Here is a 12,350-nt window from a genome sequence, read left to right as displayed (position 1 = left end):
TCAGGTGAGCCGCAGCAGGACGGCCGCGTTGCCGCCCCGTACCGCGTGGAAGTCGGCATCGGGCAGGCGGGCCGCGCGCAGTGCGCCGACGGGGTCCTCGGTGCCCATGTCGAAGGGGAAGTCGGAGCCGAGCAGGACCCGGTCAGCGCCCGCGACGCGAATCAACTCCCCCAGGACGTACGGGTCATGGACGAGGGAGTCGAAGTACAACCGCTTGAGGTAGCTGCTGGGCAGGCGGGCGCAGTCGGCGCCCGCGTCGGAGCGGGCGGTCCAGGCGTGGTCGGCGCGGCCGATGTGCGTGGGGAGGTAGCCGCCACCGTGCGCGGCGATCAGCTTCAGCCCCGGGTGGCGGTCCAGGACCCCGGAGAAGATCAGATGGGACAGTGCGACGGCGTTCTCGGTGGGCTGGCCGACGGTGTTGGACAGGTACCACCGGTCCAGCCGCCCGTCGAGGGTGCAGCCGAACGGGTGCAGGAAGAGAACCGCGCCCGTCGCGGCGGCCCGGGCCCAGAAGGGCTCGTACGCCGGGTCGGACAGTTCCCGGCCCGGAGCGTGGGAGGAGATCTCGACGCCCAACAAGCCCTGCTCCAGAGCGTGTTCGAGGGCCCGGACCGCCTGATCCGGGTGCTGGAGGGGCGCGAGGCCGAGCCCGTGCAGCCGGTCGGGTGCCTGGGCGCAGTGCGCGGCCGTCGCCTCGCCCGCGAGCCGGTACACCTTCTCGGCCGTCTCCTCGTCCGCCCAGTAGTGGTAGTGCGAGGGGGACGGGCTGACGAGCTGGACGTCCACGCCCCGCGCGTCCATCGCGGCCAGCCGTACGGTGACGTCCGTCAGCTTCGGGAGGCGCTCGCGCACCATGGGGCCGTTGACGGCGAGGGCGGCGGGGCCGTTGCGGCGGGCGTCCAGCGCCCTGGCCTCGGCCAGGCCTGGGTGGTCGGCCACCAGGGCCTCCACCTCGGGCAGCAGGACGTGCGCGTGCACGTCGACCGTGGGTGTCGTCACGGCAGCTCCTTGAGCAGGGTCATCGTGCGGCCGATGAGGCCGGGTACGTCGGCGTCTCGTACGCCGTCGAGCTGCCACTGCCCGAGCTGTACGGATGCCTCGACGACGGTCCGCACGCGCGTGATGCGCCGCTCGTAGAACGCCTGGAACAGTTGGTCGTCCCAGGCCGGTCCGCCGGTGAGCAGCTCGGCGAGCACGGAGGCGTCCTCCAGGGACATGGCCGCGCCCTGGGCCAGGGTGGGCGGGCAGCAGTGGGCGGCGTCGCCGATCACGACCACCCGGCCGCGATGCCAGGAACCTTCCACCAGCAACCGGTTGAACCAGGTGTAGTTGACCGTCGCGGGGTCGGTGATGTGGGTGACGATCTCGGTCCAGGCGCCGCCGTAACGCTGCGCGAGGCGCCGCATCTCGTCCGCGTACGACTCCGGCGGGATCGAGGAGCGGTCACCCCGGCTGGCCTCGACGACGTACGCGTAGAGGGTCGTCTCGCTGGTGGGGGTGTAGCCGGCGATGTAGGCCGGGCCGCCGAACGCGAGGTCCGAGCGCGTGACGCTCTCGGGGCGCGGGGCGGGGGTGCGCCAGATCGCCATGCCGGTGGGCTCGGGTCTGTCGGTGATGCCGATCGCGGCGCGGGTGGCGGAGTTGAGGCCGTCGGCGGCGATCACCAGGTCGTAGTGGCCGGTGGTGTCGTCGCTGAAGCGCACCGTGACACCTTCGGCATCCTGTTCCTTGATGTCCGCGGTGATGCCCAGGCGCACGGTGGCGCCCGACGCGCGGACCGCGTCGATGAGGATCTGCTGCAGTTGCGGGCGTCGCAGGCCGAGGGTGGCGGGCAGGTCGTCGCCGCCGGTCTTCAGGTCCTCGGCCTCGTGCAGCAGGGTGCCGTCGGGGGCGGTGACGCCGAGCGAGCCGAAGGCGAACCCGGACGCCCGCACCTTCTCCCAGACGCCGAGTTCGCGCAGGACACGCAGGGCGTTGCCCTGGAGGGTGATGCCGGAGCCGGTGGTGGCGTTCCAGTCGGGTCTCGCCTCGATCAGGTCGACGGTGAGACCGGCGCCGCGGAGCAGGACGGTCACGGCGTTGCCGGAGGCGCCGCCCCCGATCACGAGGACTCTGCGGGCGTCGGTTGTCCTGGTCATGGGGAACTCCCTTGTTCCGCCGCTCACTTGACGGCTATCGGGTTGACCGGTGAGCCCACGGCTCCGGTGATGGGCAGGGGTGCGGCGGTGAGCCAGAACTCGTACACGCCGTCGTGCGCGCAGTCCTCCGCGAGCGCGTCGGGGTCCCACATCTCGCCGATGAGCAGACCTATGTGCGGGATCGCGACCTGGTGGAGCGGCTGGAAGGCGTGCTCGAACTCGTTCGGGCGGACCTCGAAGCCCCAGGTGTCGGTGGCGATCGCCGCGATCTCGGTGCGGTGCAGCCAGCCCGCCGTGGTGAAGGACAGGCCGGGCGAGTCGCCGCCCGCGTAGTCGCCCCAGCCCTCGCGGCGGGCTCGGGCCAGCCGTCCGGTCCGTACGACGACGATGTCGCCGCGGCCGACGCTCACCCCGTGAGCCTCGGCGGCGGCGGTCAGGTGCTCCTCGGTGATGGCGAACCCGTCGGGCAGCTCCCCGTCCGTGCCCACCACCCGGCCCACGTCCAGCAGCACCCCGCGCCCGGCGACGTACGGCGCCATGTGCTCGATGCCGGTGACGAGGTCGCCGTCGGAGGTGACGACCTTCTCGGACCGCCGCCCGTTCCAGGCCTTGCCGTGGTCGAAGATGTGGCCGAGCCCGTCCCACTGGGTGGAGCACTGCAACGGCATCGCGATCACGTCGTCGGCGCCGCCGATGCCGTGCGGGAAACCCTGGTTGCCGAGAGCCGCGTCCGTGCCGGTGTCCAGCATGGTGTGCACCGGGTTGGTGCGGCGCCGCCAGCCCTTCTGCGGGCCGTTCATGTCGAAGCTCTGCGAGAGCGAGAAACTCGCACCCCGCCGCACGAGAGCAGCGCCCTCCCGCCGCTTGGCCTCGTCGAGGAGGTTGAGGGTGCCGAGCACGTCGCCCTCACCCCAACGCCCCCAGTTCGAGAAGGCCTTGGCGGCCTCGGCGATGGCGCCCTCGGGGTCGTGCCGGTCCCGGATCACGCGGCCTCCTCCGCGACACAGCGGGTGCGCTGGGCGCCCAGCCCGGTGATCGAACCGTCCATCACGTCGCCGGCCCGCAGCAGCCGACCCCAGTGCATGCCGTTGCCGGCCGGGGAGCCCGTCAGCACGAGGTCACCGGGGAGGAGCCGGGCTGTCTGCGAGGCGTACGACACGATCCGCGCGACGCCGAAGAGCATGTCCTTGGTGGACTCGTCCTGCATCGTCTCGCCGTTCAGCTTCAGTGTGACCCGCAGATCGCCGGGGTCCTCGACCGAGGCGGTGGGCACGATCCACGGGCCGAGCGGGGTGAACCCGGGCGCGTTCTTGCTGCGCAGCCAGTCGGTGCCGATCGCCTTCATGTCCCGGCGGAAGACGGTTGCCCGGTCGGTCAGGTCGTTGGCGATCGTGTACCCGGCGACGTGGTCCATGGCCTCCTCGACGGACACCCGGTAGGCGGGCCGGGAGATCACGGCCGCCAACTCCAGCTCCCAGTCCGGCTGTTCGGCCCAGGAAGGCAGGAATACGTCGTCGTACGGTCCCGTGATCGCGCTCGGCAGCCCGATGAACACGTACGGCAGGTCCTCCGCCGCCCTGCGGTCCATGACCGCGGCGATCTCCGCCCGTGCCTCCTCGACCGTGCGGGGGTCGTCGGGCGAGCGGTGGGCGACCTCCAGGTCGATGACGTGCTGCCGGTAGTTGGCGCCGGACTGGAAGATCTGGCGGGGCTCGACGGGTGCGTGCACACGCAGCGCGTCGAGCGGTTGCCAGGCGTCACCGGTCGCGTCCGCCGCCAGGGCCCGCAGGCGAGGCAGCTCCTCGTCCCAGCGTTCGAGGATCCCCCGGGTCGTCAGGGCCGGCTCTTCGAGGGCCGTCCGAAGGTCCAGCACGTGCCTCTCCGGGACCACCAGGCCGGGGAAGGGTGCCTGGTCAGGGGTTGAGAGAGTGCCGAGAGCAAACGGGCCGGCGAAGGGCGCGAAAGGGGCAACGGGTTTCACGGGCGTGTCCTCCAGATTGCGGTGCGACTAATCTGGCGCCGCCCCACCTAATCTGGGAAATCGATTCTTTTGATGTTGATCATCTGTCGTGTGAATAGGGCTGGCTCCGGCCGCCTCGAACCGGAGGCGTCGTGTCCCTGTCCGGCCTGGATCTGAATCTCGTCCTGTCCCTCCGGGCTCTGCTGGAGGAACGCAACGTCACCCGCGCAGGACAGCGCATCGGGCTCAGCCAGCCCGCGATGAGCGCGGCCCTGGCTCGTCTGCGCCGCCACTTCGACGACGAGCTGCTCTCCCGCGTCGGCGGACAGTACGAGCTGACCGCTCTCGGCATCGCCCTGCTCGATCGCACGGCCACCGCCTGCGACCTGCTGGATCGGGTCTTCAGCAGCCGGGCCGAATTCCTGCCGGGCAGCGAGGAGCACGAGTTCACGCTGCTCTCCTCGGACTACGCCGTGGCCGTGTTCGGTGCCGAACTCGCCCGTACCGTGCACGCCGAGGCACCGGGTGTACGGCTGCGCTTCCAGCGGACGCCGCCCGATGTCACCGAGGACACCGCGCCGCTGCTCAGCACGGCTGACGGCCTGCTGATGCCGCACGGTGTCATCAGCGGATTCCCCGCCGTCGGGCTGTTCACCGACCGGTGGGCCTTCCTCGTCGCCGAAACCAATGACGAGGTCGGCGACCGGCTGACCATGGACGACCTGGCACGGCTGCCCTGGGTCATCTACCAGCGCACCTATGACGCCCCGGCCGCCCGGCAGCTGAGCATGCTGGGCATCGACCCCCACGTCGAGGTCTTCGTCGACAGCTTCCAGGCCCTCCCCTTCCTGGTCGCCGGCACCCACCGGATCGCCCTGGTGCAGCAGCGCCTGGCCGAGCAGCTGAGCGGGGTGGCCGCCGTACGCATCATGGAACCGCCCTACGAGGCCGTGCCGCTGCAGAACGCACTGTGGTGGCACCCCGTCCACACCCACGACGCCGCCCACATCTGGCTGCGCGAGACCGCCGCCCGCGTGGGAGCGGAGCTGGCCTCGTCCGCGCCCGGCCGTATCGCCGCAGCAGCGAGGACGAGGCACACGTCCGGCTGAGGAAGCGGATCGGCGCGTCGCCCCCGCAGCATCCATGACATGGATGATCAGCATCCTCGATCTCGATCGGGCGAGGGCTAGGCAGGGCCTGCGCGGTACCCCATAGTCGTCTCAACCCGGCACCGGAGCCGCACCACCCACCGCTGCCGGGCCGGCGCAGGCGCCCGCCAAGCGGGCCCTTCGCGACGCCACGGCAGTCAGCGGCGCCCCACGCTCCGCCCCGGCTCCGCGCTCCGGGAGGCCCACCCACGTGGCCGCGCCTCCCCATCACCGTTCCCACTACGCCCGGTGGAGTTCCCGCATGCCTGCACCCGTGCCCCCGTCCCCGCCCCCGACGCCCGCAGACGTCGAGGACCACCCCTCCGAGGAGGCCGTGTCCGGCCCCGGTCACCGGCTTCGCATCACGCTGCTGATGGCGGGCAGCTGTCTGCCCATCCTCGGCGCCGTCCTCATCGCTCCCGTCCTGCCGCAGATGCAGGACCACTTCGCCGACGTGGCGGGCGTGGACGTGCTGGTCCCGATGGCCCTGACCGTCCCGGCTCTTTCCCTGGCCCTGCTGGCCCCCTTCGCCGGCGTCATCGTGGACAAGGTCGGCCGCAAACGCCTGCTCGTCATCGCCACCGTGCTGTACGCGATCCTCGGCACCGCCCCGCTGTGGCTGGACTCCCTCGGCGCGATCGTCGCCAGCCGCGCCCTCGTCGGTGTCGTCGAGGCCGCCATCATGACCTGCTGCACCACCCTGATCGCCGACTACTACTCCGGCAGGCAACGCGACCGCTATCTCGCCCTGCAGACGATGTGTGCCGCGATCTCCGCGACGGGCTTCCTCCTCCTGGGCGGCGCCGCCGGATCAGCCGGCTGGCGCACACCGTTCTGGGCCTACGCCGTGGCCCTGCTCCTCGCCCCCGCCATGGCCGCCTTCCTGCCCAAGCCCGGGTCGGCCGACCGCACGGACGAGTCCGCCACCACCGAAGTGCCGGTCAAGCGGCCCTTCCCCTGGCGGCCGCTGGCCGGAACGTGCGCGCTGACCCTGTTCGGCGCCGTTCTCTTCTACTCCGTGCAGGTCGAGCTGTCCTTCCTCCTGGACGACATGAGCGTGACCGACTCGGGCGTGATCGGACTGGCCATCGCCATCTGCAACGCGGCAGTCGTGATCGGCGCCGTCGTCTTCACCAAGTCCGGCCGCACTCAACAGGCCTGGCTGCCCCTCGCCTTCGGCCTGTGTGCCCTCGGCCTCGGGCTGATCTGGGTCGCCCCCAACGCCGTCGTCCTGACCATCGGCGGCGTGATCAACTTGTTCGGCGGCGGCATCATGCTGCCGAGCCTGCTCACGCTGGCGATGTCCAAGCTCGACTACGCCGACCGCGGCCGCGGCACCGGCCTGTGGACCGGCTTCTTCTTCCTGGGCCAGTTCATCTGCCCGCTCGTGGTCCTCGCCGTCACCCCTGCCGTCGGCAGCACGGCGAACGCCATGGGCGTCCTCGCCGCCGCCGCTGCGGTCGGCGCCGCCGGACTCGCCCACTCCGCCCGTCTGCGCCGGTCGGCGGCCTCCGCGGAACCGATCGAGCAACTGGCGGGCTGACCGGCTGGACTACTCACTCCCGGAACCACACACGAGATCGGCATCGCGGACCTCCTCCCCTCCCCCGCGATGCCGATCGCCTCTGTCACACCCTTCTGTCACACCCTTCTGGCACTCACCTTTTTCACTCACCCCTGTCACACATCTCTGGAGAATCATGCTGAACCTGATCGCCGCCATCCGCCGCAAGCCGGGAATGACCCACCAGGCGTTCCTGCACTACTTGCAGCACGTGCACGGATCCCTGGCCACAGCGAACCCACTTCGCATCGGGCGATACATCCAGAACCACGTGTTCGACGCGTCGTTCGGCAGCGAGCGGGACCCGACCCATCTGACCGACTTCGGCCGGGACTCCGTCACCGAGCTGCACTTCGAGAGCATGGAGGCACTGGTCGCCACGATGTCCGACCCGTACTCGCGCGAGGTCGTCGGCCCAGACGGCGCCCATTTCAACGACATGCCCAGCGCCCTGGCCCTGTTGACCAGCCCCGTGGTGCTCATACCGCCGCCGGCATCCGCGGACGAGGGCCGGGTGAAGGTCCTGCACTTCCTCCACATGGCAGAAGGCCTGGACCTCGACCGCTTCACCGAGCGCTGGCAGGCCGCACACGAGAAGGTGCTGGGACAGGAGGAGCCGCATGCCAAGGCGTTGCGCGGTTACGTCCAGCACCGTCAGGTACCGGGCGCCGAGCAGCTCCTGAGCCATTTCGGCGGTCGGGACCAGCACGTGTACGAAGGAGTCGCCGCCCTGTACTACGACTCCGCGGACGACGCACTGACCCACTTCCCCGCCTACGAGCGGTCATTGCGGGAGCATTCCGCCGAGGCCGGAGGCGTCCACGACCCGTCCCGATCGTTCGTCCTCCACAGCCGCGAGGTCACCGTTCTCGCAAGGTGACGCCGGCAGCCCCCTCGTCGGTGGTCCAACGCTGGGATTTGCGGAGCCGGTCCTGCGGGACGGGCTCCAGGAGGATGATCGCCCCCTCGGCCCGGCGAACGGGCGTCACGGCGACTCCGGGCTCGGCGACAAGGGTGAGGAGGCCGTCGGCCGCAAGGTCGTACCGCGTGTCGCCGGAATCATCTCCTTCCGCGCCCTCCTGACCGGTGCACGGTCGCAGGGCGACGGTGCCCTGCGGCTCGGCGTTCAGACACAGTTCGGGGGCCGCGTTGTTCCGCAGTCGTCCCCCTTCTTCCAACAGCCACATCTGTGATGCCGATTCCCCGCACCGCGCCGTCACCGCGGGGGCGCCCTCCACCTCCGCCGCGGCACGCAGGTCGAGGCACAGCCCCGTCCGCACGTTGCGCAGCCGCGTGACCAGGCCCTCGCCCGCGCCGGGGGCCGAAGACGCGCTGGGCGAGCCGGGAGCGGCGGACGGCGCGGCGGACGGCGCGGCAGAGCCGGACGGGCTCCCGGTCGGCCCGGGCACCGAACTGCCCACCGCCTCGCTGTCGTCCTCGGTTCCGCTGAGGGCCATGGGAGACGCCGCGATCACCCCGCACAGCACCACACCCACGGCGATCAGCAGCGGCCAGCGGCGGCGCCGCAGTTCGGGAGCGCCCGCGGACACCCGCCGGGGCTCCGCGTCCGCGGGCTGTGGGGCGGGCTCCGCACGCGCGCGCGCCGACGCGATCGCCCGGCGGGCGGGCCGTGACGCGAGGTAGTCCGCCGCACGGAATCCCAGGACGGCCTCCGCGAGCAACGCGGGCAGCCGGTCCGGGGACTGGTCCAGCTGGTCCACCGCCGCCCCGCAGTAGGCGCAGCCGTCGAGGTGTTCTCGCACTTCCGCCATCATCTCGTCGGATCCGCGGCGGGCGTGGACGTCGATGAGCCGGTTGAGGCGGCGGCAGCGCTCGTCGGGCGCGAGGTCGAGGTGGACCCGCACGCACTCGTCGCGCAGCAGCGTCCGGGCACGCTCGGGATTCAGCAGGGAGGGTTCGGCGCCGAGCAGGGGCGCCACCGCCTCGATGCCCTCGGCCTCGACCACGGTGTGCCACAGCAGGACCTGGGCGCGGTCCGGCAGGTTCCGTAAGGCGCGCAGGACCAGGCTTCTGGCACCGCTCCCGCGGTCCGTGCCGGACACCGCCCGGCCCACGTCACCGGTCGGGCCGTCCCGCAGGTCCGGATGGAGGGACGAACGCCTGTCGTCCGCGTTCCACTCCCGCGCGGCCGCAAGGACCGCCGCGAGCAGCCGGGGCCGCCACGGGAAGTCGGCGCCGGCATGCGACGCCGCGTCGTCGTAGATGTTCCGGAAGGCCTGTCCGGCCAGCCTCTCCGCGGCACCCCGGCTCGGCTCCGTGCAGAGCGCCGCGTAGTCCAGGACGGATCTGCCGTGCAGCGTCAGCAACTCACCGGCCGATGGCGCCGCGTCCGCGCGTTCCTCCTCCATGGAATCGGAACGCTCGAATTCCATGGGCTCGGAGTACTTGAGGATGAAGTCCTCTCCAGGCATCACGCGCTCTCCTCCGCGAAACGGAGCTTCCACCACGGGAGCACCATCCATGAATCCGGTCCCCTCCCTGTTCCGTACCGTCGATACGGCCGACCGCGGTTCCGCGCTCAACGCCCGAGCCCGGATGGTCGCGGTCACCCGGCATCGATCAGGAGTACGTCCCGAACGGTTACACGGTTCACCCACGGGCGTCACCATCGGCCGTCGGACCGCTTCGGGCATCCCGGCCTTGTCGACGGGGCCGGGCCACGGCCGCCGTCGGGGGCGGGCTGCGCGCAGGTCGAGACGCAGAGTAGGCGTTCAGCGATCACTGAACATCAGCAGCATCCGCCGCCGCTCGGCGTTCACCGGCGGCGAGACCACCGCTCAAGGGGCGATGGCACTCGGGCCGACGGTCTCGTCCGTGTCAGGCGCCCAGCGCCGCGAGCACCACGGACTTGGCCTCCTCCTGGATCCGGCTCAGGTGGTCCGGGCCGAGGAAGGACTCCGCGTAGATCTTGTAGACGTCCTCGGTGCCCGAAGGGCGGGCCGCGAACCAGGCGTTGTCGGTGACGACCTTGATGCCGCCGAGGGCGGCGCCGTTGCCCGGAGCCTCGGTGAGGACCGTGGTGACCGGCTCGCCGGCAAGGGTGTCGGCGGTGACCTGGCGCGGCGAGAGCTTGGCGAGCAGCGCCTTCTCCTCGCGGGAGGCGGGGGCGTCGACGCGCGCGTAGGCGGGGGCGCCGAAGCGGTCGGTGAGCCGGGCGTAGTGCTGCGAGGGGGTCCTGCCCGTGACCGCCGTGATCTCGGAGGCGAGCAGGGCCAGGATGATGCCGTCCTTGTCGGTGGTCCACACCGAGCCGTCACGGCGCAGGAAGGACGCGCCGGCCGACTCCTCACCGCCGAAGCCGAGCGTTCCGTCGGACAGGCCGTCCACGAACCACTTGAATCCGACGGGGACTTCGACCAGCTGTCGGCCGACGTCCGCCGCGACCCGGTCGATCATGCCGGACGACACCAGGGTCTTGCCGATCCCGGCTCCCGCGGGCCACCGCTCCCGGTGCGAGAACAGGTACGAGATCGCCACGGCCAGATAGTGGTTGGGGTTCATCAGGCCCCCGTCCGGCGTGACGATGCCGTGCCGGTCGGCGTCGGCGTCGTTGCCGGTGGAGATGTCGAACCGGTCGCGCTGCTCGATGAGCGAGGCCATGGCGTACGGCGAGGAGCAGTCCATACGGATCTTGCCGTCCCAGTCCAGCGTCATGAAGCGCCAGGTGGGGTCGGTGAGCGGGTTCACCACCGTCAGGTCGAGCCGGTGCTGTTCGGCGATCCGGCCCCAGTAGGCGACCGACGCGCCACCCAGTGGATCGGCGCCGATGCGCACACCGGCGGACCGGATCGCTTCCAGGTCCAGCACGTTCGGCAGGTCGGCGACATAGGCGCCGAGGAAGTCGTGGCGGCCGGTGCCGGGCGCGGCCAGGGCGCGGGTGTACGGGATACGCCGTACGTCCTTCAGGCCGGCCGTGATGATCTCGTTGGCGCGGTCCTGGATCCAGGAGGTCGCCTCGGACCCAGCCGGTCCGCCACTCGGCGGGTTGTACTTGAAGCCGCCGTCGGCGGGCGGGTTGTGCGAGGGGGTGACCACCACGCCGTCGGCGAGGCCGGACGTACGACCGCGATTGTGGGCGAGGATGGCGTGCGAGACCGCCGGGGTGGGCGTGTAGCCGTCGGCCTGGTCGATGAGGACGGTCACGTCGTTGGCGGCGAACACCTCCAGTGCCGTGATCCGGGCGGGCTCGGACAGGGCGTGGGTGTCGGCGCCGAGGAAGAGGGGGCCGTCGGTGCTCTGGGCGGTGCGGTACTCGCAGATGGCCTGGCTGGTGGCCGCGATGTGGTCCTCGTTGAAAGCCGCCGCGAAAGACGAGCCGCGGTGTCCCGAGGTACCGAACGCCACCCGTTGCCCCGGTTCGGCCGGGTCGGGGTGCAGCGCGTAATACGCCGTGACCAGGCGGGCCACATCGATGAGGTCCTCGGGCCCGGCGACCTGGCCCGCACGCGCGTCCTGCATTTACCCGCTCCTCCGGTCGACCGCTGAGTACGGTCCTCATTCTCCCCTGCCCGCGCCTCCGGAACGCACGCGCACCGGGTGGCCGTTGCGGCAGGCGTCCGGACGGTGTGACGAGACAGGTCGGCGAGCGGAGGCCTCTCGGCAGGCCGGGGAGCAGGCCGGGGGGCAGGCCGGGGAGCGACGGGCGTCTTCGCGGGCACGGCCCGACCGCAGGCTGCTACGTGCGGAAGGCCGCCAGGACCACAGGCAACGAGACCCTGCTCACCGTCCTGGAGGGCGTCTCCGGCCGCACGATGCGCGCCCGCATCTGGCGCGGCATGGGCCGCGGGGCCGGACCCTCGCCGAATTGATGCCGCGACGGCAGCGACGGAGTCGTCTCCCGCACTCGACGCCCGACCGGGACGGCCTGGCCTCGCCCCTCTTCACGCGCCGCCCTGCCGATCCGCTCGGGGCACCTGCAAACCCAGTGGAGTCGCTCATGACCGCCCAGAAGTCTTCGGCCACCCAGAAGAGAGTGCGCAGCACGAGACGTTCGGCCCTGCTGGCCGACTCCGCTGTCACCATGATGCCGACCGTGGCCGCCTGCGGCGGCACCGGCACGGCACCGGCAGAACCAGCAAGGACGGCTTCACCCAGGCGCCCCAGAAGGACGGGGCGTTGACCGTCCGGGGGGGGACGTCGACACCTCCGTCCCGACACCGAACGACTGTGTGGCACCTGGCAGAGGGTCCGCTGCGCACGGTGACGGCACCAACGGAGGTTCCCGTTGTCCCTGACCGACGAGACGACAACCACGGGGCAGCCGGCGTGCACGAACTGCCCACCGACGGCGCCGGGAGCAGGATCCACGCGCTCACCGCCCGTCCGCTCACCGCGTCACGCACCGCGGTCCGGGCGGCCTGGACGGTCCTGCGGGCGCGCCGGTGCCTGGTCCCGTGCAGCTGCCACTGCCGTCGACGGGGTCGACGTGGAAGCTCGTCTCAGCCGTTCAGGCGGTCCGCTCGGGCAGCACGCTCGTGCAGACCGCTACGGCGGACACGCATGCGCCGCCCGGCGCCACG

9 protein-coding genes and 1 pseudogene are annotated in these 12,350 nt (G+C 71.5%); 4 read left to right on the top strand and 6 right to left on the bottom strand.

What is annotated here, in order from left to right:
- Genes OG858_RS43885 through OG858_RS43870 form a run of 4 tightly spaced genes read right to left on the bottom strand, consistent with a single transcriptional unit; the run spans position 1 to position 4,119 of the window.
- Positions 1-999: an amidohydrolase family protein gene (locus tag OG858_RS43885; protein ID WP_328543833.1), complete on the bottom strand. Its 999-nt coding sequence runs from the start codon at positions 997-999 to the stop codon at positions 1-3.
- Positions 996-2,138 (bottom strand): FAD-dependent oxidoreductase, encoded by a 1,143-nt coding sequence (locus OG858_RS43880; RefSeq protein ID WP_086751829.1) that lies wholly within the window; start codon positions 2,136-2,138, stop codon positions 996-998. The genes OG858_RS43885 and OG858_RS43880 overlap by 4 nt, the downstream gene beginning before the upstream one ends.
- A gap of 23 nt (positions 2,139-2,161) precedes the next feature.
- Positions 2,162-3,124: a cyclase family protein gene (locus OG858_RS43875; protein WP_086751827.1), complete on the bottom strand. Its 963-nt coding sequence runs from the start codon at positions 3,122-3,124 to the stop codon at positions 2,162-2,164.
- The gene (locus OG858_RS43870) at positions 3,121-4,119 is read right to left on the bottom strand and encodes a fumarylacetoacetate hydrolase family protein (RefSeq protein WP_086751825.1); all 999 of its coding nucleotides are present in this window, start codon (positions 4,117-4,119) and stop codon (positions 3,121-3,123) included. Before OG858_RS43870 ends, OG858_RS43875 begins: the two co-directional genes overlap by 4 nt.
- A 131-nt stretch (positions 4,120-4,250) precedes the next feature.
- On the opposite strand from OG858_RS43870, the gene OG858_RS43865 reads away from it, so the two are divergent.
- From OG858_RS43865 to OG858_RS43855, 3 genes are all read left to right on the top strand, one after another.
- Positions 4,251-5,207 (top strand): LysR family transcriptional regulator, encoded by a 957-nt coding sequence (locus tag OG858_RS43865; RefSeq protein ID WP_319065837.1) that lies wholly within the window; start codon positions 4,251-4,253, stop codon positions 5,205-5,207.
- A gap of 301 nt (positions 5,208-5,508) precedes the next feature.
- Positions 5,509-6,789, top strand: coding sequence for an MFS transporter (locus OG858_RS43860; protein WP_086750598.1), 1,281 nt, complete (start codon positions 5,509-5,511; stop codon positions 6,787-6,789).
- 157 nt (positions 6,790-6,946) lie between these two features.
- Positions 6,947-7,690: an EthD domain-containing protein gene (locus tag OG858_RS43855; protein ID WP_086750599.1), complete on the top strand. Its 744-nt coding sequence runs from the start codon at positions 6,947-6,949 to the stop codon at positions 7,688-7,690.
- On the opposite strand, the gene OG858_RS43850 is transcribed toward OG858_RS43855, so the two are convergent.
- Positions 7,671-9,242 (bottom strand): RICIN domain-containing protein, encoded by a 1,572-nt coding sequence (locus OG858_RS43850; protein WP_256960697.1) that lies wholly within the window; start codon positions 9,240-9,242, stop codon positions 7,671-7,673. The two genes, OG858_RS43855 and OG858_RS43850, sit on opposite strands and share 20 nt — an antisense overlap.
- 406 nt (positions 9,243-9,648) lie before the next feature.
- Positions 9,649-11,289, bottom strand: a complete 1,641-nt coding sequence (gene pgm, locus OG858_RS43845) for a phosphoglucomutase (alpha-D-glucose-1,6-bisphosphate-dependent) (protein WP_086750601.1) — start codon at positions 11,287-11,289, stop codon at positions 9,649-9,651.
- A gap of 239 nt (positions 11,290-11,528) precedes the next feature.
- Between pgm and OG858_RS43840 the strand changes: the two are divergent.
- Positions 11,529-11,609, top strand: a pseudogene (locus OG858_RS43840) (GntR family transcriptional regulator); the annotation flags it as partial.
- Positions 11,610-12,350 lie beyond the last annotated feature (741 nt).

It is taken from the genome of Streptomyces europaeiscabiei (assembly GCF_036346855.1).
In the GTDB taxonomy this organism is placed as follows: Bacteria; Actinomycetota; Actinomycetes; order Streptomycetales; family Streptomycetaceae; genus Streptomyces; species Streptomyces europaeiscabiei.
Note: the sequence above shows the minus strand (reverse complement) of the source record. Positions and strands in the feature narration are given on the sequence as shown.

Excerpts from the sequence above, each read along its gene's own strand:
- pgm (WP_086750601.1), bottom strand. The coding sequence starts at position 11,289 with ATGCAGGACGCGCGTGCGGGCCAGGTCGCCGGGCCCGAGGACCTCATC.
- OG858_RS43850 (WP_256960697.1), bottom strand. The coding sequence starts at position 9,242 with ATGCCTGGAGAGGACTTCATCCTCAAGTACTCCGAGCCCATGGAATTC.
- OG858_RS43855 (WP_086750599.1), top strand. The coding sequence starts at position 6,947 with ATGCTGAACCTGATCGCCGCCATCCGCCGCAAGCCGGGAATGACCCAC.
- OG858_RS43860 (WP_086750598.1), top strand. The coding sequence starts at position 5,509 with ATGCCTGCACCCGTGCCCCCGTCCCCGCCCCCGACGCCCGCAGACGTC.
- OG858_RS43880 (WP_086751829.1), bottom strand. The coding sequence starts at position 2,138 with ATGACCAGGACAACCGACGCCCGCAGAGTCCTCGTGATCGGGGGCGGC.